Source organism: Kibdelosporangium phytohabitans, assembly GCF_001302585.1.
GTDB lineage: Bacteria > Actinomycetota > Actinomycetes > Mycobacteriales > Pseudonocardiaceae > Kibdelosporangium > Kibdelosporangium phytohabitans.
This window is the reverse complement of the sequence record NZ_CP012752.1, coordinates 1,557,701-1,578,552: the sequence shown is the minus strand read 5'-3', so window position 1 is coordinate 1,578,552 and position 20,852 is coordinate 1,557,701. Positions and strand designations below refer to the sequence as shown.

At 68.0% G+C, this 20,852-nt stretch carries 19 protein-coding genes; 5 read left to right on the top strand and 14 right to left on the bottom strand.

The window, feature by feature from the left end; translation table 11 throughout:
• Positions 1-7: 7 nt before the first annotated feature.
• Both AOZ06_RS07205 and AOZ06_RS07200 read left to right on the top strand, forming a co-directional pair.
• The gene (locus tag AOZ06_RS07205) at positions 8-727 is read left to right on the top strand and encodes a nucleotidyltransferase family protein (protein ID WP_054288717.1); all 720 of its coding nucleotides are present in this window, start codon (positions 8-10) and stop codon (positions 725-727) included.
• The gene (locus AOZ06_RS07200) at positions 727-1,614 is read left to right on the top strand and encodes an NAD-dependent epimerase/dehydratase family protein (RefSeq protein ID WP_054288716.1); all 888 of its coding nucleotides are present in this window, start codon (positions 727-729) and stop codon (positions 1,612-1,614) included. The genes AOZ06_RS07205 and AOZ06_RS07200 overlap by 1 nt, the downstream gene beginning before the upstream one ends.
• 98 nt (positions 1,615-1,712) lie before the next feature.
• Here AOZ06_RS07200 and AOZ06_RS07195 read toward each other — a convergent pair whose 3' ends face one another.
• From AOZ06_RS07195 to AOZ06_RS07180, 4 genes are all read right to left on the bottom strand, one after another.
• Entirely contained in the window at positions 1,713-2,420 is a 708-nt protein-coding gene (locus AOZ06_RS07195) for an endo alpha-1,4 polygalactosaminidase (RefSeq protein WP_218921945.1), read from the bottom strand.
• The gene (locus tag AOZ06_RS07190; protein WP_054288714.1) at positions 2,417-3,355 is read right to left on the bottom strand and encodes an NAD-dependent epimerase/dehydratase family protein; all 939 of its coding nucleotides are present in this window, start codon (positions 3,353-3,355) and stop codon (positions 2,417-2,419) included. The genes AOZ06_RS07195 and AOZ06_RS07190 overlap by 4 nt, the downstream gene beginning before the upstream one ends.
• The gene (locus tag AOZ06_RS07185) at positions 3,352-4,653 is read right to left on the bottom strand and encodes a nucleotide sugar dehydrogenase (RefSeq protein ID WP_236952121.1); all 1,302 of its coding nucleotides are present in this window, start codon (positions 4,651-4,653) and stop codon (positions 3,352-3,354) included. The genes AOZ06_RS07190 and AOZ06_RS07185 overlap by 4 nt, the downstream gene beginning before the upstream one ends.
• A gap of 94 nt (positions 4,654-4,747) precedes the next feature.
• Positions 4,748-6,241, bottom strand: a complete 1,494-nt coding sequence (locus AOZ06_RS07180) for a spherulation-specific family 4 protein (RefSeq protein ID WP_169798873.1) — start codon at positions 6,239-6,241, stop codon at positions 4,748-4,750.
• A 154-nt stretch (positions 6,242-6,395) separates the two neighbouring features.
• On the opposite strand from AOZ06_RS07180, the gene AOZ06_RS07175 reads away from it, so the two are divergent.
• From AOZ06_RS07175 to AOZ06_RS07165, 3 genes are read left to right on the top strand one after another with little or no spacing between them, the layout of a single operon-like run.
• Positions 6,396-7,154, top strand: coding sequence for an alpha/beta fold hydrolase (locus AOZ06_RS07175; RefSeq protein WP_054288711.1), 759 nt, complete (start codon positions 6,396-6,398; stop codon positions 7,152-7,154).
• A 24-nt stretch (positions 7,155-7,178) separates the two neighbouring features.
• Entirely contained in the window at positions 7,179-7,832 is a 654-nt protein-coding gene (locus AOZ06_RS07170) for a LuxR C-terminal-related transcriptional regulator (protein ID WP_054288710.1), read from the top strand.
• Position 7,833: 1 nt separating this feature from the next.
• Positions 7,834-8,160 carry an MGMT family protein gene (locus AOZ06_RS07165; RefSeq protein WP_054288709.1) on the top strand — a complete coding sequence of 109 codons (327 nt, stop codon included), beginning with the start codon at positions 7,834-7,836 and terminating at the stop codon, positions 8,158-8,160.
• A 60-nt stretch (positions 8,161-8,220) separates the two neighbouring features.
• Here AOZ06_RS07165 and AOZ06_RS07160 read toward each other — a convergent pair whose 3' ends face one another.
• The 10 genes from AOZ06_RS07160 to AOZ06_RS07115 all read right to left on the bottom strand — a co-directional run bounded on the left by AOZ06_RS07160 (position 8,221) and on the right by AOZ06_RS07115 (position 20,812).
• Positions 8,221-9,174, bottom strand: coding sequence for a hypothetical protein (locus AOZ06_RS07160; protein WP_236952119.1), 954 nt, complete (start codon positions 9,172-9,174; stop codon positions 8,221-8,223).
• A 105-nt stretch (positions 9,175-9,279) separates the two neighbouring features.
• Positions 9,280-10,128: a hypothetical protein gene (locus tag AOZ06_RS59645; RefSeq protein ID WP_225954722.1), complete on the bottom strand. Its 849-nt coding sequence runs from the start codon at positions 10,126-10,128 to the stop codon at positions 9,280-9,282.
• Between the two features lie 267 nt (positions 10,129-10,395).
• Positions 10,396-11,058 (bottom strand): sirohydrochlorin chelatase, encoded by a 663-nt coding sequence (locus AOZ06_RS07150; protein ID WP_054288706.1) that lies wholly within the window; start codon positions 11,056-11,058, stop codon positions 10,396-10,398.
• Positions 11,055-12,182 carry a uroporphyrinogen-III synthase gene (locus tag AOZ06_RS07145; protein ID WP_054296471.1) on the bottom strand — a complete coding sequence of 376 codons (1,128 nt, stop codon included), beginning with the start codon at positions 12,180-12,182 and terminating at the stop codon, positions 11,055-11,057. The genes AOZ06_RS07150 and AOZ06_RS07145 overlap by 4 nt, the downstream gene beginning before the upstream one ends.
• 5 nt (positions 12,183-12,187) lie before the next feature.
• Positions 12,188-12,508 (bottom strand): nitrite reductase small subunit NirD, encoded by a 321-nt coding sequence (gene nirD / locus AOZ06_RS07140; protein ID WP_054288705.1) that lies wholly within the window; start codon positions 12,506-12,508, stop codon positions 12,188-12,190.
• Complete coding sequence (nirB, locus tag AOZ06_RS07135) at positions 12,505-14,994, bottom strand: nitrite reductase large subunit NirB (protein ID WP_054288704.1); 2,490 nt, start codon at positions 14,992-14,994, stop codon at positions 12,505-12,507. Before nirB ends, nirD begins: the two co-directional genes overlap by 4 nt.
• A gap of 104 nt (positions 14,995-15,098) precedes the next feature.
• On the bottom strand, positions 15,099-16,445 hold the full coding sequence (locus AOZ06_RS07130) for a nitrate/nitrite transporter (RefSeq protein ID WP_054296470.1): 1,347 nt from the start codon (positions 16,443-16,445) through the stop codon (positions 15,099-15,101).
• A gap of 8 nt (positions 16,446-16,453) precedes the next feature.
• Positions 16,454-17,872: an FAD-dependent oxidoreductase gene (locus AOZ06_RS07125; protein ID WP_054288703.1), complete on the bottom strand. Its 1,419-nt coding sequence runs from the start codon at positions 17,870-17,872 to the stop codon at positions 16,454-16,456.
• Positions 17,869-19,893: a molybdopterin oxidoreductase family protein gene (locus AOZ06_RS07120; RefSeq protein WP_054288702.1), complete on the bottom strand. Its 2,025-nt coding sequence runs from the start codon at positions 19,891-19,893 to the stop codon at positions 17,869-17,871. Before AOZ06_RS07120 ends, AOZ06_RS07125 begins: the two co-directional genes overlap by 4 nt.
• 124 nt (positions 19,894-20,017) lie before the next feature.
• Positions 20,018-20,812, bottom strand: a complete 795-nt coding sequence (locus AOZ06_RS07115; protein ID WP_054288701.1) for a TIGR02569 family protein — start codon at positions 20,810-20,812, stop codon at positions 20,018-20,020.
• Positions 20,813-20,852: the final 40 nt, after the last annotated feature.

Below are 20,852 nucleotides of genomic sequence, written 5' to 3'. Positions count from 1 at the left end.
CAACACCATGCACGCGGTGATACTCGCTGGGGGGCGGGGAGTACGACTGCGGCCGTACACGACGGCGCTGCCGAAGCCGCTGGTGCCGATCGGTGAGGAGTACGCGATCCTCGACATCATCATGCAACAGCTGCGGGCGCAGGGCTTCACCCGTGCCACGCTGGCGATCGGCCACCTCGGGTCGCTGATCCAGGCCTTCGTCGGCGACGGCTCGCGGTGGGGCATCTCGGTGGACTACTCCGAGGAAGAGGCGCCGCTGTCGACGATCGGGCCGCTGCTGAACTTCCTCGACCAGCTGCCCGAGAACTTCCTGGTGATGAACGGTGACGTGCTGACCGACCTGGACTACGTGGGGCTGCTGCACCACCACACCCAGACGGGCGCGCCGCTGACCATCGCCACCTACCAGCGCCAGGTGAAGATCGACTTCGGCACGTTGGAGACGGCCGACGGCCGGATCGTGCGGTTCGTGGAGAAACCGACGCTCGCCTACGGCGTGAGCATGGGTGTGTACGCGATGTCCCGCAAGACACTCGCGCCCTACCCGCGCAACGTCCCCTTCGGACTCGACGAGCTCGTGCTCGACCTGCTCGCCAAGGACGAGGCGCCCGCGGCCTACGACTTCGACGGGTACTGGCTGGACATCGGGCGGCCGGACGACTACGACGAGGCCAACCGCGAGTTCGAACGACTGCGGCCGCTGCTGGTGCCGGGATCGGTGGTGTGATGAAACGGGTGCTGCTCTTCGGTGGCAGTGGTTTCCTCGGCAGCAAGGTCGTCACCGAGCTCAGCCGTCCCGAACACGACGGCCTGGTCGCCCTCGTCCAGGCAGGTCGCCGGTCGGCGCTCCGGCACGACCTGGTCAACGACGACATCGGCAAGCTGATGACGTTGCTGCGGGAAGTCGAGCCAGAAGTCGTAGTCAACTGCACGGGTTTGTTATCCGGGTCCGCCGCGGAACTGGTGTCGGCCAACGCGCTCACGACCGCGCACCTGCTCGACGCGATCAGCGCTGCCACACCGGACGCGCGACTGGTCGTGCTCGGCTCGGCAGGTGAGTACGGCGTGGTCCCGGTCGGCACACCGGTGGCCGAGGACGGCCCGACTGTTCCCGTCGCGACCTACGGCATCACGAAGCTGGCCAGCACCAACATGGTTGTCGCAACCGATGTGGACGCGGTGTCGCTGCGCGTGTTCAACCCGATCGGGCCCGGCATCGGTGCGGACACGGTGCTCGGCCGTGCGGCGGCGAGCATCCGCACGGCGTTGCACCACGGCGAGAACAAGATCCGGCTCGGTCCGCTGGACTCGTACCGGGACTTCGTGGACGTCCGGGACGTGGCAGGCGCGATCGCCGCGGTCGTCCTCGCCGACGAGGTGCCCTACCGGGTGATGAACGTCGGCAGCGGCGTGCCCGTGCTGATCAGGGACGCGGTGAAGCTGCTCGCCGAGGTGGCCGGGTACACCGGCGAGATCTCCGAGGCCGACCCGCCGGTGCACCGGTCAGGGGCGGTCACGTGGATCGCTGCCGACATCACCCGGATCACCACCGCGTTGGGCTGGCGACCGGAACACGACCTGCGTTCCTCGATCCACGCCCTCGTGAGTGGTTAGTCCGGCTAGAACCGGCCAAACCACTCACGACGTGGATGTGGGGGTGCGGTGTCCTTGTCGTGAGTGGTTTGGCCGCGCGGTGCTGACGGACTAGCCACTCACGACGGCAAGGTCCCCAGATCACGAGTGCTCACGAAACACGGCATCCCGAACCGGGCGGCCCTCTCCTGCGCGTACTGCGCCAGCCGCGGGGTGTCCGCGTAGTCGAGCGCGAAGACCTCCACGTCCAGCCCGAGCAGCATTTCCGCGTACCGGGCGTGCACGTCGAGCACGTCCGGCGGCCACGGCGCGTAGCCGTTGTCGACCCACCTGGACGTGAACGACTCGAACAGCACGCCGTCGACCAGCTCGGCCAACTGCGGCAACAGGCCGAAACCCCGGTTGGCCAGCAGGTAGTCCGGGTAGGTCAGTTCCCTGATCGCCGCGACCAGGGTGAGCAGGTGCGGCAGGTCGTCCGGGAAGGTCAGCTCGATGTTCAGCGTGTCGAGGAAGAACCCGCGAAACCCCCGTCTGCGCATCTCACCGGCCTTGCCGAGGACGTGCTCGCTCCACCCCGGGTGTCCGACGTGGACGAAATGCCCACCCCAGTCCGGGTTGCTCTCCGAACGCTGCCACTGCGCGGGCGGCCCGGTGTCCTCGGTCAGCGAGAGGTAGCACAACGGCCGCACACCCCGTACCACGAGCGAGGCGATGTCCTGTTCGGAATACGCCTCGCCCTGTAGCACCACACGGTCGAACGCGGCGAGCCGGTCGATCTCGTCGGTCCCGTAGTAGAACGCGACCGGCCCGCCACGCGGATGGGTCACGCGTTCCCGCGATACCATTCGAACGTCCGCCTGACTCCCTCTTCCAACGGCACAGCGGGCTCGTAGCCGGTGAGCGCGCGCAACTTGGTCAAGTCCGGGCAGCGCCGCGCGACCGAACCGGCCGGTGCGCTCTCCACGTCGAGCACCGGGTCGTGGTCGGCGATCCGCAACACCAGCTTGGTCAGGTCGCCGATGTTGGTCTCCTCGTCGTTTCCGATGTGGACGATCTCACCGGTGACCTTGTCCATCGACAGCAGCATGGCCGACACGGCGTCGTCGACGTAGCAGAACGCGCGGTACTGGTCGGTGCCGTAGACCTTGAACGGGTCCTCGCGGCGCGCGGCCCGCAGCGACAGCTCCGGGATCACGTGGTCCGCGCCCATCCGCGGCCCGTAGACGTTGTGGAACCGGCCGATCACGAACGACAGCCCCCTGGCACGTCCCATGTGGACGACCGCTTCCTCGCCGAGCAGCTTGCTCGCCGCGTAGGCGAACCTCGGCGCCGTCACGTCGTCGATCATCACCGGCACCGTCTCCGGCGTCGGGACCTGCACGATCCCCGCGCTCACACCGCCCGCGTACACCTCGCTGGTGGAGGCGAAGAACAGCTTCTCCTCCGGCTTGATCCAGTCGAGGGTGTTCAGCACGACCATGGTGTTGACGTGCACGACCCGGCCGGGGTCCTTCTCCACGTTGCGCACGCCGACGACCGCGGCCAGCAGGTAGACCTGGTCCCAGCCGTGCGGGAGCCGGTCGAACGACTCGGGGTCGGTGAGGTCGGCCGAGATCACCGGCACGTCCAGCGCGGCGAGGTCGGGATCGTTGCGGCCGCGGGAGAAATCGTCGACCACGGTGACCTCGTGCCCCTCGGCGAGCAAGCGCCTGGTCAGGTGCACGCCGATGAACCCGGCGCCGCCGAGCACGAGCGCCCTCACGCGGTCACCTCGTAGCCCAGCGCCGCGTAGCGCACGCCGTGCGCGGTGATCTTGTCCGCGTCCAGGATCCGCCACGAGTCGTAGACCAGGCGGACGTTCCCGCCGGGCAGCACCTCGTCCACGTCGATCGCCTTGTAGTCGGGGTGGTCGGTGATCACCAGCACCGCGTCGGCCTGCTGGAAACCCTCGGCGACGCCGACCGGTTCACCGCCGTACTCCCTGATCACGCGGGGCAGGACGAGCGGGTCGTGGCCCAGCACCCTGATCCCCGCGTCGGCGAACACCGGCATCATCGACACGATCGGCGTGCCGCGCATGTCGTCGGTGGGCGGATGTCCTTTGTAGGCCCAGCCGAGCACGAGCAGCGTCCGGCCACCGGACATCAGGTCCACCATCCGGCGGGCGACGTGCACCGGGGTCTCCTCGTTGAGGGTGCGGGCCGCGGCGATGAGCTTCGGTACGTAGCCGTTGCTCTCCCCGCTGGTGATCATGATGTACGGGTCCTTCGACAGGCACCCGCCGCCGACGTAGCCGGGCTTGGCGATGTCGGGCCTCGGGTAGTCGAGGTTGGTCGCCCTGATCACTTCCAGCGGGTCCAGGCCCAGCCGCTCGGTGAGCATCGCGACCTCGTTGCCGAACGAGTAGATCACGTCCGTGTGGCAGTTGTTGGTGAGCTTGACCAGCTCAGCGGTTTCCACAGTGGACACGGATACCACCTGGGCGGCCAAGCGGGCGAACAGCCGGACACCGAGCTCCCGGCTCTCCTCGTCGAGCCCGCCGACGACCTGCGGCAGTTCGACCAGCTCACGCAGGGCCTGGCCCTGGATCGTGCGCTCCGGCGCCATCACCAACCGCGCGCTGCCCCACTTCTCGACCAGCGGCGGCAGCACGACCGCGCGGCTCGCACCGACCGGGACCGTGCTGCGGACAACGACCAGCGTGGTCGGCGCGCACCGGTCGGCCACGTGTTCGGCCGCCGCGGCCAGGTTCTTCAACCTGGGTTCATGGGTCGTTTCGTCGACGGGCGTGGACACGCAGATGATCGCCGCGTCCACGCCGTGTTCCGGCAGTTCACGGCTGATGAAGATGTTCTTGCCGATCAGTTCGCTGAACGCCTCGGCGACGCCCGGCTCGAAGATGTGCGGTTTTCCCTGGGACAACGACTCGAGTACGAACGGGTCGGTGTCGACCCCGTGCACCTCGAAGCCCTTGCGGGCCATCGCGGCCGCCAGCGTCAAGCCGACATAGCCCATTCCTACGATGCCGATTCTGCGTAAATCCGGCATGTGAACAGTCACGCTCACTCCTTGGGGATTTTTGACACCGGCCATTGGGTTCGTCGGCGCCGGCCAAGGAGTCGTTAGCAGTTTTCGATTAGTCCTGCCGAGTGAATCAACAGGACGGAACCTGCTCGGCGGTAATCACCGGACTGTACTCGTCCGGCGGATCGTCGGCGGTGAATCCGCTGAACACGACGGTGTGCCTGGTATGACCGGCCAGCGGGACACGCCAGGTGAAAGAACCTCCGAATTCCCCTACCAGAGGTTGTGCTTCCGGTACTCGTTCCCACGCCCAGCCCGGTCCGGTATACCGGTACAGAAACGAGTTCTCGATCAAGAGGTCGACACCGGACGGCAGGCCGGGCGGGAGGTTCCATCCGGTTGCCGGATTGTCGTCGGAGTCGATGAACACCCGGTGGTGGGCGAACACGGCGCCGAAACTCACCCGGTATTCCGCGAAGTCAGGCGTCAGGCACACGGCGGCGTCCGTCAACGGCGGCCCGGCGGACGGTGTCGTGATCAACAATGGCGCGCTCCCGGCCGAGAGATTTCCGGCGGCATCACGCGCTTTGATCGCGAACTCGTATGGCTTGTCGTGCGGCAATCCGGTGACTTGATGGGCGTTGTCGTACGTTTCCGCGATCTTCACACGATTGGCGTACACCTCGTAACCCGATATCGCCACGTCGTCCGTCGGCGTCTGCCACGACAACCGCACGCGGGCGCCCGCCGGGTCGGCACGGGTCGTCGCGGTCAGCCCGACCGGTGGGTGCGGCGGTGTGATGTCGGTGATCCCGGACGCGGCGACCAGCTGAGCGTCCCAGTAGGACGCGAGGCCGCTCCACGGGTACGGCTGCATCGTGCGTTCGGTCGTGTAGACGAACCCGGCGTTGTTGCTCTTGCTGCGCGCGACGGCGGTTCGCATGTCGGCTTCGGTCGGCACGTCGTGCACGAGGTGCCAGAACTTGCGCGATTCCGGGTGATCACGTTGCCAGTCCGGTGAAGTGTGCGTCAGGTAGGTGTCGAAATCGCCTTCGAACGAGACCATCGTGTCGGCCACGTCCTCGTAACACCGTTCGGCAGGCGCCCCAGGATTGATCACTATGTACGCGCCTGGGTGCTTGGCTCTGATGTGGTCGCGGATCTGCGTGTAGATCTTCGCGTACTCGTCACCGGGTCCGCAGAGAAGAATCGTCTGGTCGAGGAAGATTCCGCCGATCCCGCTCGGACCGTACGCGTCGTACCAGTCGTCGACGTCGCGCCGGATTTGCTCGAGCCATTCCGGAATCGAAGTTCCGCCCGCCCTGGTCCGGTGGCTGCCGTGCCCGAAGTCCACCCCCAGATAACCCGTGTCGACGTACACCAGCGTTTTCGTTCCGGACGCGGCCAGCTTGCCGATCGCCGTGCCCCAGGCCGCGTTGAACGGCAGCTCCGGCATGCTGCGACTGCCGTTGAGCACCACGATCCCATTCGTCGGCCGGTTTTGCGCCAACCGGTTGAAGATCGCCATGCCTTCTGGCGTATCCGGTCCCCAATATGCCGGAATGGCGGTCTGCTGACGCATCTCGGCCGCCCCGGCAGGCACCGGCAGGAACAGGGCGACCAAGATTGATATGCTGGTGAGGGCGAGCTTTCGGGACATCGGGGCGACCTCCATACCCGTCCGCGGTCCCCCTCACCGTAATGGCTGCGGCGGCAATCCGGAAACACCGGAAAAAAGGGATCATCCGGTGGCGTGGGATCATGGTGGGGTGAGCCCGATGCTGCATGTGCGCCAGTTCGGCCCCGAGGACGGGAAGCCGGTGCTGATGCTGCACGGCGTGACCGGCCACGGTGGACACTGGAAACGCTTCGCCGAGTTCTTCATCGACGGTTTCCGCGTGATAGCACCGGATCTGCGCGGTCACGGCAACTCGACGCACCTCCCGCCGTGGACGCTCGAGCAGCACGCGGCCGATCTGCTGTCCGTTTTGGACACCCTGAAGGTGACCGGGCTGCCGGTCGTCGGGCACTCCTTCGGTGGTGCCGCGGCGATCCACCTCGCCAGGCTGGCGCCGCAGCGCGTCACCAAACTGGTCCTGCTCGACCCGGCGATCGGCCTCGACCCGCAGTTCACGCTGGACACCATGCCGCCGTGGCCGCACGTCTCGCACTCCGCCGGGCAGGCGGCCGGCTGGCTGCGGGAGAAGTGGGCCGAGGTCGGCATGTTCGACGTGGAAGAGGAGCTGCGGGAGAACTTCGTGCGGATCGGCAGCAGCTGGCTGCCGCGGTACAGCTACCCGGCGACGACCACGGCGTGGAGCGAGATGAGCCGCGCCGCCCAGCTCCCGCCGCCGGACACGCGCACCCTGCTCGTCTCCGCGCTGCGGTCGCCGTTCGTCCGGCCGGCGTTCGTGCAGGCGTGCAAGATCACGCTGCGGGACAACCTGACTACAGCGGAGCTCGACTGCGGCCACATGCTGCACTTCGAGCAGCCGGTCCAGACCGCCGGGCTGGTCATGGACTTCCTCGGCCGCTAGCCGAGCGCACGGTAGTGTCTGCCCGTGCGAGTTGTCCTTGGGGAGGATCTTGCCCTGCTGCGCGACGGGCTGATCCGGTTGCTGACCGCGCACGGCTTCGAGGTCGTCGAAGCCGTGGACAGCGGTCCGGCACTGCTGGAAGCGCTGGTGAAGCACAAACCGGACGTCGCGGTCGTGGACGTCCGGATGCCGCCGACCTTCACCGACGAGGGCCTGAAGGCCTCGATCGAGGCCCGCAAACAGGTCCCCGGCCTGCCGATCCTGGTGCTGTCGCAGTACGTCGAGCAGCTCTACGCACGGGAACTGCTGTCCGACAGGGCGGGTGGCGTCGGCTACCTGTTGAAGGACCGGGTGTCCGAGGTGGGGCAGTTCGTCGACGCGGTGCGCCGCGTGGCCGCGGGCGGGACTGCGATGGACCCGGACGTGATCTCCCAGCTGCTGGCCAGGCGGGAACGCGACGAGCCGCTGGGCACGTTGACACCGAGGGAACGGGAAGTGCTGTCGCTGATGGCCGAAGGGCGTTCCAACGCGGCGATCGCGGCGCGGATGTTCGTCACGGAGAAGGCGATCAGCAAGCACACCAACAACATCTTCAGCAAGCTGATGCTGCCGCCGTCGGAGGACGACAACCGGCGCGTGCTGGCGGTCCTGGCCTACCTGAACGACCTGAACGGCTGACATGGACGAGAAACTGCACGAACGCGTGCGTGAAGTGATCGAAAGCGTCCCACCGGGCTCAGTGGCCTCCTACGGGGACATCGCAGCCGTCGCGGGCGCGCCCTCGCCGCGCCTGGTCGGCCGCGTCCTGGCCGAGGACGGCCACGACCTGCCGTGGCACCGGATCCTGCGCGCGGACGGGACCCCGGCGCCGCACTTGCAGGAAGAGCAGTTGGAACGGCTGCGCGCGGAAGGCGTTCTGGCGGACGGCAACCGCGTGAGCATGCGCCAGTACCGCTGGGCTGAGGCGGCTCAGCAGGAAGACGCCGAGCCGCCCAGCCTGTTCTAGTGGCTCGTGCTGGAACGTCGATGGTCTTCGGCGGTTCCGGGTTTCCGCACGGGCCGTTGGCTATCCACAGGTCCACTCGGCGGCGTAGCCGTCAACGTCGTCCCGGTAGTTGCCGACCACGGTGTCCCGCTCGGTGACGAACGCCTGCGTGTAGTTCGCCGGACCGGGGACGGGCAGGTCGGCTTCCTGGCCGGCACGCCACAGCTTGTGGATCGGCCCACCATTGAGGACAGTCCCCTGGCTGTTGGCCGACTGCGCCTTGCCGGTGGACATCACGTGGCGGACGGTCCCGTCCGCGTTCCACACCGTCGCGTAGAACGAGTCGCCGATGACCGCCAGACCGGCGGCGGTGTTGTTGTCGTAGCCGTGCACCTGGATCTGCGTGGCACCGGCTGGCTTCTTCAGCGGCTTCGCGATCTCGCCCTGCTTGTACCTGATTCCCGGCTTGGCCAGGATGAACCCGGCGTCGTCGATACCGGCCGGATCGCCGGCGCCGAGGACCTGCGGCTTCGAGTAGTCCGACGCGTGCCACACGACAAGCCGCTGGACGCCGTCGACAGAGGTGTAACCCACGACGTCGCCACCGGCGTTGATGGCGACGGCGACCTTCTGCTGCCCGGGCGACGGCGTGCCCAGGGGCTTGTGCGTGCCGTCGAGCAGGGTCACGTAGGGCTCACCCACAGGCGGGCCGGCCGTCGGCACCAGATCGGCCAGGACAGTCCCGTTGGCGCTGACGTCGCGCGGGGCGCCGTAGAAGGTCGCGTCCTGCGCCGGCGACCCGAGTAAAGCCGGCTGGCCGTTGTGCCAGCGGACAATTCCGGGCGTCGGGGTTGCCCTCGTCAGCGCGACGGTGTAGGCGCCGCCGACTCCCTTCACAGCGGGATTGCCGTGCCCGGCGGGCACGGGCAGTTCGGCCCGCTGCCACACGCAGGCCGCCTGTGCCTGGGCAGTCGCCGGGAAAAGCAGGCCGACCAGCGCGATCGAGCCAACCATTACGCGTGCGGATCTGATCACGGAATCCCCCATGTGGACCGTACGTCACGGACAGACCCCGCCATTATGCCGAAGCGGCCCGGCGGCAGGGTGCCACCGAGCCGCCCGCACTGCTCAATCGAGTCGCTACGAGCAGCTCCATTCGGTGGTGTTGATGTTGCCGCCGTCCTCGTATGTCGCGATCAGGGTGTCCTGTTCGGTGGCGAAGCCGGTGTCGCCGTACGGCCCTGGATCCGGCAACGCGGCCGGTTGGCCGTCACGCCACAGCTTCCCGGCATCCAGGTGGCTGCCGAGAACAGTTCCTCGGCCAGTGGCCGAATGCGCTATGCCTTCGCCCAACACGTGACGGACAGTGCCGTCCGTGTTCCACACCACAGCTCGGGTGATCCCGTCGATCATGGCGGAACCGACGGCCGTGCCGTTGTCGAAGCTCGATACTTCCACGTACGTGGCTCCAACGGGCGTGCTCAGAGGCGTCGTCGTCCCGTCTGGCTCGTACCTGGTCCCCGGCCTCATCAGGATGGTGCCCGAATCGTCGATCCCGATCGCGTCGCCCTCGCCGAGCACCTCGGGCGGTCCGTACTCGGGGCCTCTCCACAGGACGAGCTTGCGGGCGTTTTCGCACGCGGCGGAACCGACGACGTCACCACGGCTGTTGATGGCGACCGGTGCGACCCATCGGCCACCGTCGGGGTCCTTCAGCGCCTTGAGTGTCCCATCCGGCAGGATGACGTACGGGAAGTGCACGCTCGGCCCGGACCACGCCAAGAGCGTGGCCAACACGGTTCCGTTGGCACTGACGTCAAACGGCGGACCGTAGAGGTTCTGGTCCACCGCGGGCGATTCGAACAAGGTGGGTTGTCCCCGGTGCCAGCGAACGATCGCAGGCCGCTGCGGCCCGCCCGCCAGCGCGACCGCGTACTCACCCCCAGCCCCCATCACCTGCGAAACCGGGTAGTTCGGTGGTGTGGGCAATTCCTTCCGTTGCCAGACGCAGGCTGCCTCGGCCTGGGCGGTGGGAGGGGAGAACGAGTCCGATCAGGGCAACCGCACCAGCGAGCAGACGTGCGGATCTGAACATCGAACCTTTCGACGAACGGACATTCCGTTGAGCAGGACGCAATGGGTCCACTCTCACGGAACAATCCGTTGCGGCAACCGCCGCAACGAACAGACTCCCGCGTGATGTTCCTTTCCCCCAGTCTGTTCCTCGCGTGAACGCCTTCGCCTCGTGATCGGCGACTACCCTCCGAGTGCTACCGGCAACTGTGCGCCACGGTAGCGGCCGACGACGAGGTCCACGACACGCGCGTGTACGCCGATCGGTTCAGCGACGATGTCCGCCCCGGTGTCACGCAAGACGCGGTGGAACACCCCCGGAGCCAGCAACCACGACGCGATCGCGAACCCGCGGCCACGAACCAGGTCCGTGATCCGAGGACTCGCACTCGTCACGTACCCGACCTCGACATCGACTCGGGTGAGGCTTCGCAGCAGCCTTCCAGCCCGGTGGATGTCGGCCAATGCACGTCGATCCGACGAACCCGCTGCGGCCAGGGCGATCGGTTCACCACTCCACCCGGCTTCGACGAGACGCTCATGCACCACGGTCACAAGCGACGGCCCGAACGGCTCCGCCACCACCACGTCCTTGTGCCCGGACTCGTCGACCTGGGCGGGGATGTCGACTCGGACGTGATATCCGGCAGCGAGGAACGCGGGGACCACCACCGCGGGTCCGTCGATCGTCCGCAGCACATCGGTCACAGTGGGCGAACACACATCGGCGAACGCGACTCGTACATCCACATCGGACAGATGGGCACGCACCCGTGCGGCCAGCGAGTGGACGACCTGGCGACCTGCCGGATCACGTGTGCCGTGTGCGGCCAGAACCAGAGTCATACCGGGATAGCCAACCTGTAGCCGCGTTTGACGACCGTCTGCACCAGCGACGGGTCGCCGAGCGCGGATCGCAGCCGGGCGATCGCCGTCTCCACGGCGTGCGCGTCGACACTGTCGTCACGTCCCGAATGCCTGCGCAGCACGCCAATCAGCGCAGGCCTGGACAACACGCGCCCAGGTGTCGCGGTCAGTGCCCGCAGTACGGCCATGGGCGCAGGTTGCACAACCCGCAACACGCCACCGACCACGACGGCTTGCCCACGCACTTCGAGCCCGCGGTCTCCGATCCTCAGCCGTGTCGCACGCGCGGGCAGTTCCGTCGCTACTGTCCTGGCCAGTGCGCCGATCCGCGGCCGTTCCGGCTGCGTCACGGGGATTCCCGCGGCCACCAGCGGCCCGGCCGTCACCGACCCGACGCAGACCGGCAGGACCGGCCCGCGCAGGGCGTTCACCAGGGCGTCCTTGCGTCCCTGCTGTTCGGCCACGGTGAGGACGCTCGCCGCCGCCGGGGCGCTGGTGAACGTCAACGCGTCGACCTGCCCGGCCACGACCGCGTCGAGCAGACGCTCGAGCGGGCCGACGTCGGTGGGCAGGGTCCAGCGGTACACCGGGATCTCGACGACGTCCGCGCCCGCCGCCCGCAGGCTGCTGACGAAGTGCGGCAACGGTTCACCGTGCAACTGGACCGCGACCCGCTTCCCGTCCACACCGGACTCGATCAGGTGCTCGAGCACCTCGGAGTTGCTCTCCGACGCCGGTGACCAGCTCTCCACCAGACCGGCCGCGCGCACGGCGCCCTTGGATTTGGGGCCACGGGCGAACACCGCCGCGTGGGCGAGCACGTCGAGCAGAGCCGGTCCCATCCCCCAGCCCTCGGCCGCCTCCACCCAGCCGCGGAACCCGATTCCCGTGGTGACGACGACGAAATCGACCGGTTCGGCAAGCATGTCCTCGGTCGCCGCCTGCAACCGCGTGTCATCCGGCAACGGCACGATCTTGATCGCGGCACCGTGCATGACGTTGGCACCACGCCGTTCCAGCAGAACCGTGAGTTCATCCGCGCGACGGGCGGCGGTCACACCGACCGTGTACCCGGCCAGCGGTGGAACCTCGGTCTCGACCATGAGCGTCACGGAGCCCCGACCATGACCATGCCCGCGTCCACCCGCACCGGGAAAACCGCCAGCGACACCTCTGGATCGTCCACGCACACCCCTGTGCGCAGGTCGAAGGCGTTCTTGTGCATCGGCGAGACGGCGACCGGCACGCCGTCTCGATCGCCCACGATGCCGCGTGACATCACCGCGGCACGGGAGAACGGGTCGATGTTGGACAGCGCGTACACCCGATCGTCGCTGGTGCGGAACACGGCGACCTGGACGTCACCTGGCAGCAACGCGGCCACGCCCCGGTTGGGCAGCAGGTTCGTCAACGGGAACTGCACACTCATGGTGAGACCACCTCCGGGATGCCCAACTGGACCGGGACGCGCTGGCCGCGCTCCTCGCGGAACGAGATCGTCGGGTCCGGCGTGCCGGGCGCGTTGACGAACGAGGTGAACCGGGCGAGTTTCTCCGGGTCCTCCAGCACACCGCGCCACTCGTCAGCGTAGGCGCCGACGTGCTGGTGCATCGCGGACTCCAGGTCGGCGCAGATGCCGAGGCTGTCGTCCACGATCACCGCACGCAGGTGGTCGAGACCGCCGTCCATCGCCTCGATCCACGCGGACGTGCGTTGCAACCGGTCGGCCGTGCGGACGTAGAACATCAGGAACCGGTCGACCAGCCTGATCAGCGTGTCCGTGTCGACGTCGGAGACCAGCAGGTCGGCGTGCCGCGGCCGGAACCCGCCGTTGCCGCCGACGTACAGGTTCCAACCGTGTTCGGTGGCGATCACGCCGAAGTCCTTGCCGCGTGCCTCGGCGCACTCCCTGGCGCAGCCGGACACCGCCGACTTGAGCTTGTGCGGTGACCGCAGACCTCGGTACCGCAGCTCCAGCTGGATCGCCAGCGCGACCGAATCCTGCACGCCGTAACGGCACCAGGTCGTGCCGACGCAGGATTTGACTGTGCGCAGGGCTTTGCCGTAGGCGTGGCCGGACTCCATGCCCGCGTCCACCAGCCGCCGCCAGATGTGCGGGAGCTGGTCGACCGTGGCGCCGAACAGGTCGATCCGCTGCCCGCCGGTGATCTTCGTGTACAGCCCGTAGTCCCTGGCCACTTCGGCGATCACCATCAGCTTGTCCGGGGTGATCTCCCCGCCGGGGATCCTCGGCACGACCGAGTACGTCCCGTTGCGCTGCAGGTTGGCCAGGAAGTGGTCGTTGGTGTCCTGCAAGGAGGCCTGTTCGCCGTCCAGCACGTGGCCCGTGCCGAGCGAGGCCAGGATGGACGCGACCGCGGGTTTGCAGATGTCGCAGCCGAATCCCCTGCCGTGCTTGGTGATCAGCTCGGAGAACGTACTGACGCCGGAGCCCGCGACGATCTCGAACAGCTCCGCGCGGCTGTAGTCGAAGTGCTCGCACAGAGCCTTCGACTGCGCGACACCGGCCTCGGTGAGCAACTGCTTGAGCATCGGCACGCACGAACCGCAAGTAGTGCCTGCCTTGGTGCAGCTCTTCAGCCCGGGAACGTCGGCGCAGCCCTCGGCGATGGCGCCCTTGATCACAGCCTTGGTCACCGCGTTGCACGAACAAACCTGGGCGTCGTCAGGCAATGAGCCCAGCGCGACATCGGTTCCGGCCGGGGCGACGAGCGCCGCCGGGTCGCCGGAGATCGCGCGGCCGACCAACGGGCGCAACATGGTGTACGCGCTCGCGTCGCCGACCAGGATGCCGCCCAGCAGCGTCTTCGCGTCGTCGGACACCACGACTTTCGCGTACGTCCCGGCTACGGCGTCGTTGAACACGACTTCGAGCGCGCCTTCGGTGGTGGCGTGCGCGTCGCCGAAGCTGGCGACGTCCACACCGAGCAGTTTCAGCTTGGTCGACGTGTCCGCGCCGGGGAACGTGGCCGTCCCGCCGAGCAAGCGATCGGCCACGACCTCGGCCATGGCGTACCCAGGAGCCACCAGGCCGTAGACCATTCCGGCCACGCACGCGCATTCGCCGATGGCGTAGACGTTCGCGTCGCCCGTTCGGCAACCTTCGTCCACCACAACGCCACCGCATTGCCCGACGGTCAAACCCATGGCCCTGGCCAAGTCGTCACGCGGGCGGATACCTGCGGAGAACACCACCACGTCGACGTCGAGTTCGACCCCGCTCGTGAGCTTCACGACCATCCGCTGACCGTCGCGTTCGATCACCTGCGCCGAAGTTCCCGTGTGGACGGTCAGGTCCAGCTTCTGCACGAGGTCGCGCAGCAGACCGGCGCCGCCGTCGTCGACCTGGATCGGCATCAGCCGGGGCGCGAGCTCGACCACGTGCGGGGACAATCCCATGCCCCGCAGCGCGTTCGCCGCTTCGAGGCCGAGCAGTCCGCCGCCGAGCACCATTCCCGCGCGCCTGCCGGTCCGTCCCGCGGCTTCGACGGCCTCGCGGATCGCGTCGAGGTCGTCGATCGTGCGGTAGACGAAGCACCCCGGCAGTTCGCGGCCGGGAACCGGCGGTACGAACGGCGCCGAGCCAGTCGCCAGGACGAGCGCGTCGTAGGTGACGCGCTCGCCCTTGCTGGTGATGATCTCCCGCTTCACCCGGTCGATCTCCAGCGCGGCCTCGCCCAGCCGGAGATCCACGCCGACGACGGCCGGCAGCGTCAGGTCACCCGCGTCCCATGTGTGCACATAGGATGACAAGGCGACCCGGTCGTACGCCGGTCGCGTTTCCTCGGCGAGTACTGTGATTCGCCATGCGCCGTGCACGTCCCGGTCACGCATGGCCTGCGCCAGACGGTGACCGACCATGCCGTAGCCGACGATGACCAGAGTCCGCGTCATAGAAGTTGGTCCTCCCTGGTTGGCACGTCCCATGCTGGATCGCGAGCGTGTCGAACCGGGATCGCCGGTGTTTCCGACGCGTTAAAGCGCCCTCCCCGCGCAGGTCACAGGCCTGCGAGGGCGTGCTCCGAGCTCTTGACCGACGACGGTTTGCGCAGGTACACCGCCCACGTCACCACGAAACAGACGCCGTAGAAGACCAGGAAGGCAACGAACGCGGGCACACCGGTCTTCGCTGTCATGAAGGACTCTCGGAACGCCAGGTTGATGAACAGACCACCCAACGCGCCGATCGCGCCCGCGAGGCCGATCAGGGCGCCGGAGAGCCGCCGGGCGCGCAACAGCGCCGCGGCTTTGCCCGCGCCTGCCTCGATCTCCGACTGCGCCTTGGCGCGGAAGATGGCCGGGATCATCTTGTACGTCGACCCGTTGCCCAGCCCGGAGAAGACGAACAGCGAGATGAACGCGGTGACGAACAGCGGCAGCGAGTTCAGGTTCGACGCGACGATCGTGACAGCGGTCCCGATGCCGAGGGCCAGGAACGTCCACAGTGTCACCTTCGCGCCTCCGATCCGATCGGACAGCCAGCCGCCGACCGGCCGGATCAGCGAGCCGACGAGCGGGCCGAGGAACGTCAGCGACGCGGCCTGCAGCGGCGTCCGGCCGAACTGGTTCTGCAGCACCAGCCCGAAGGCGAAGCTGTACCCGATGAACGAGCCGAACGTTCCGATGTAGAGGAACGACATCACCCAGGACTGCGGGTCCTTGACCACTTCCCGCAACGCCTTGGTGTCCCCGCTCATCGTGCCGAGGTTGTCCATGAACAGCAACGCGCCGATCGCCGCGAGGATCAGCAGCGGGACGTAGACGTACAGCACGATTCGCGGCGCGGCGGCGCCCGCCGTGCTGATCACCAGCAGGCCGATCAGCTGGATCGCCGCGACACCGAGGTTCCCGCCGCCCGCGTTGAGACCGAGCGCCCAGCCCTTGCTGCGTTCCGGGTAGAACGCGTTGATGTTGGCCATGGAGGACGCGAAGTTCCCGCCACCGACCCCGCCGAGCGCGGCCACGAGCATGAACGTGCCCAACGACGTCCCCGGCTGCATCACGACCGCCGCGAGGACGGTCGGGATCAGCAGCAGGCCCGCGGACAACACCGTCCAGTTGCGACCGCCGAACTTGGCGGGCGCGAACGTGTACGGGATCCGGATCAGGGCGCCGACCACGGTCGGTGTGGAGACCAGCAGGAACTTGTCAGCCGCGGAAAGGCCGTACTGCGGTCCCATGAACAGGACCATGACCGACCACAGTGTCCAGATCGAGAAGCCGAGGTGCTCGGCGAAGATCGAGAACCACAGGTTGCGCGCGGCGATCCGCTTGCCGCCGTTGTCCCAGAACTCCTGGTCCTCCGGCTCCCACTGGTCGATCCACCGTCCACCGAGACGCTTCATGTTCACCCCTATGTCTTGTCTGATAGCCATTCCGCTATGCCGCACACCGCGTCCCGGCAGCTGCCGCATCCCGTTGTCGCCCGCGTGGCCGACGCCAGCCCCCGCACGTCGGTGGCACCGGAGCGCCACGCCGTGACCAGCTGGGCCTTCGTCACCGAGTTGCACCGGCACACCACCGCGCTCGCGGGCAGTTCGGCCGGGCTTCCGGCGGGAGTCGCCGCAGTCGGCAACGCGCGTCCCAGCAGGACCGCCAACCGGTCGGACGGCACGGGCACGCGGCTGTCGTAGAGCTGGGTGATCGTGGCCGCCGCGTCCGGGGCGCCGATCATGATGGCCCCGGCCACACGGTCCTCCCTGATCACCAGTTTGGTGTAACGGCCACGCGTCGGATCGTTGAGGCACAGCACTTCCGCGCCGGGCGTGTGCACGTCGGCGTGCACGTCGCCCAACGCGGCGAGGTCGACGTCCCTGGCCTTGAGCCGTGTCACGACGGGCGTCCCGCGGTACCGTTTCGCGACGTTCGCACCGGTCAACAGGTCCGCGAGGACTTCGGCCTGTTCCCACGCCGACTGCACGAGTCCGGCCGTCGTGCCCGGGTGCTGAGCGCAGTCGCCGATCGCGTGGATCCGCGGATCGCTCGTGCGCAGGCAGTCGTCGACGAGGATGCCCCGGTCGACGGCCAGCCCGGCCGCGGTGGCCAGTTCGGTCTCCGGTTTCACCCCGGCGGTCACGACGACCATGTCCGCGGGCACCAGGCCGTCGTCGAGCTCGAGGCCGTCACCGGGCGCGTATCCGACGACCTTCGCGTTGATCCTGACCTCTACGCCCAATGTGGACAGTCGAGCGGCGAGCACCCGGCCTGCCGCTTCGTCGAGCTGGCGTTCCATCAAGTGCCCGACCGGGTGCACGACCGTCACCTGACATCCCCGGGCGACGAGACCACGCGCGGCCTCGACGCCCAGCAACCCGCCACCGAGCACGGCGACCGGCGCACCCGGCCGTGCCGCCGCGATGATCCCGGCGCAGTCGTCGAGGGTCCGGAAGGTGTGCACGCCAGGCGCTTGCGGCCGCAGGCCGTCCACAGACGGTATCCACGCGCGACTCCCGGTCGCCAGGACCAGGACGTCGTAGCCGATCGTGCTGCCGTCGGAGAGCGTGACTTTGCGCGCGCCCCGGTCGATCCCCGTGACACTCATGCCGAGCCGGACTTTCTCGCGCCATTCTTCGCCGTGCAACATGACGTTTTCCGGCTTCATGGTCCCCGCGACAACCCCGGACAGCAACACACGATTGTAGGAAATGTGGGGCTCTTCACCGAGGATTGTCAGTGCTATGTGTCCACGTTCTTCGTCACGCTTGAGTATCTCCTCGGCCAGCCGCGCGCCGGCCATCCCGTAACCGGCCACAACCACTTGACGTGGGATCATTCCATGCCCCCATGGAGTAGACGGACCGCGCAGACTTTGAACTCGGGCATCCGGCTCGTCGGATCAAGCGCCGGATTGGTCAATCGGTTCGCGCTGTTCTCGCCGGGAAAATGAAAGGGGAGGAACACGGTGTCCGGCCGCATCGACGCGACATACCGCACCCTGGCCGACACTTTTCCGCGCCGTGACTCGATTTCGGCCATGTCGCCGTCGGCGAGGCCGGCGAGGCCGGCCGTGTCCGGGTGTACCTCCACATAGGACTCCGGTACGGCGGCGACGAGCTCGTCGATCCGCCGGGTCTGCGCACCCGACTGGTAGTGCGCGAGCACCCGGCCGGTCGTCGCCATCAGCGGGAAGTCGTCGTCCGGCGGTTCGGCCGGTCCTTTGTGGTCGACCGGGACGAATCTGGCCCTGCCGTCGGGGTGCCCGAACCTGTCGGTGAAGAGCCTTGGTGTGCCCGGGTGCCGCCGGTCGGGCACTGGCCAGTGCAGTGCTTCGCCGTCGCGCAACCTGGCGTAGGTGATGCCGGAGTAGTCGGCGATCCCGCCCTCGGAGGCCTTGGCGAGCTCGTCGAACACCTCCTCGGCGATGGTGGGGAACATCTTCGCCGGTGTGCCCAGCCTGATCGCGAGTTCCCGCAGCACTTCCAGGTCCGAGCGGACGCCGGACGGCGGCTGCAGGGCGGGCCTGCGGTGCAGCACGCGGCCTTCGAGGTTGGTCAGTGTGCCTTCCTCCTCGGCCCACTGGGTCACCGGCAGCACGACGTCGGCGAGTGCCGTGGTCTCGTTCGGCACGAAGTCCGCGACGACGAGCAAGTCAAGCGCCTGCAGGCGTTCGGTGACGTGCGTGGCGCGCGGCGCCGAGACGACCGGGTTGCTGCCGAAGACGAGCAGGCCTTTCGGTCCCTGCGGGCGACCCAGCGCGTCGAGCAGTTCGTATGCCGACCTGCCGGGCCCGGGTAAGGAAGACGGGTCCACGCCCCAGACTTTCCCGACGTGCGCGCGGGCGGCCGGGTCGTCGATCCTGCGGTATCCCGGGAGCTGGTCGGCTTTCTGGCCGTGTTCCCGGCCGCCCTGGCCGTTGCCCTGGCCGGTCAGGCATCCGTAGCCGCTGCCGGGTTTGCCGGGCAGGCCCAGCGCGAGTGCCAGGTTGATCCACGCGCTGACCGTGTCGGTGCCGCTCGCGTGCTGTTCCGTACCGCGTGCGGTGAGGATGTACGCGTTCTTGGCTTCGGCGAGCATCCTGGCCACCGCGCGTTGGTCGGTCGCGGAGACGCCGGTGACCCGCTCCACCCGTTCGGGCCACCACGCCGCCGCGATCCGCCACGCGTCCTGGAAGCCCTGAGTTCTGCATTCGATGTAATCGTGTTCTGCATATCCCTCGCTGAACGCTGAATGCAGAATTCCGAGTGCGAGGGCCAGGTCGGTGCCGGGCGCGGGTCGCAGGTGGAGCGTCGCGCGCTCGGCGGTGGCCGTGCGACGCGGATCCACGACGACCAGCCCGGCCTTGATGTGCTGCATGAACGGCGGCATCGTCTCAGCGGGATTGGCCCCCACGAGGAGGATGAGGTCGGCGTCGCCCAGGTCCGCGACCGGAAAGGGCAGACCACGGTCCACTCCGAACGCCTTGTTGCCCGCGGCGGCAGCCGACGACATGCAGAACCGGCCGTTGTAGTCGATCTGCGAGGTACGCAAGGCCACGCGGGCGAACTTGCCCAGCGCGTAGGCCTTCTCGTTCGTGAGCCCGCCACCGCCGAAGATGGCCATGCCGTCGCGGCCGTGCTCACGCTGGATGCGTTCGATCTGTCCGGCGACGAAGTCGAGGGCCGTGTCCCAGCTCGCAGGACGACCGTGCACCAACGGCGTGGTCAGCCTCACCGGGCTGGTGAGCAACGCTCCGGACGTCCACCCCTTCTGGCACAACCCACCACGGTTCGTGGGGAACTCTCGTGGCGTGACCTGGGCACCGTCCAGCGTCATCGCGCACTGCAGCGCGCAGTAAGGGCAATGCGTCTCGGCCATCACGCGCAAGACGCTAAGGAGCCGTTGTTACCTCTTGATGCGGCCATGTTTCGAGTATGCGACGTTGGCTGCTCAGCGGAACTTTTTCGACCGTGAGGGTGTCAAGTCGGTCCGTTACCCGCACTTACAGCAGCTGGTCGACCTGCTCGGCGACGCGGCCGAGGCCCTTCAACGACTCGGCTGTGGACTTCGGGTGCAGCGCGTGCACGGCGAGCCGGAACAGCAACGCCTGCAACAGCGTCTGCGGCCACTCGGTCAGGTGCGACCACCGGCCGATGATGCCGTCGTCGGCACCGCCCCAAGCCAGGGAGTCGACGACGACAACGGCAGCCGCCCACTCCGGTGGCCGCCAGTACGGCCGGAAGTCGATCAGTCCGGGATCGGCCTCGCCGACGAACAGCACGTTGCCGAACAGGTCACCGTGCACGACCTGTTTGGTCAGCTTGGCAGGCTTGCGCTTGGCGCTGAGCTCCTCGAAGAGCTCACCGCCGCGGTCGGCCTTCAACGGCATCTCGAGCTCGCCGCCAGCGACCCGGTCGGCGACCGCGAACACGTCCTGCCGCGCGTCGATGAAGCGGGGACGCGGCAGGTTCTTCAACGCCTCGTGGAGCGTCAGCGAGACGGAGATGACCTCGTCGTGCCGTGGCTCGGCGTGGCCCTCGATGAAGCGGTACGCCGCCCAGCCGCCGACGACCCAGCGGCCGTCGGTGCTTCGTAACGGCCGGCCGATCCGCAGGCCGGGCACGTGCAGTTCGCCCAGCGCCTTGGCGACCCACGCCGCTTCGGCGGGGCTGTTGGCCGGCTTGAAGGCGGCGTCCCCGCATCGCCACATCGGACCGGCGTCGATCAACTCCGGCTCCGCGTCCCTTGCGCCGAACGCGGCGCGGACGTGAGGTGGCGGCGGCTTCGGAGTACCCATCGGCAGGCACGCTACCGCGTCCCACCCCGATTGAGGCGCC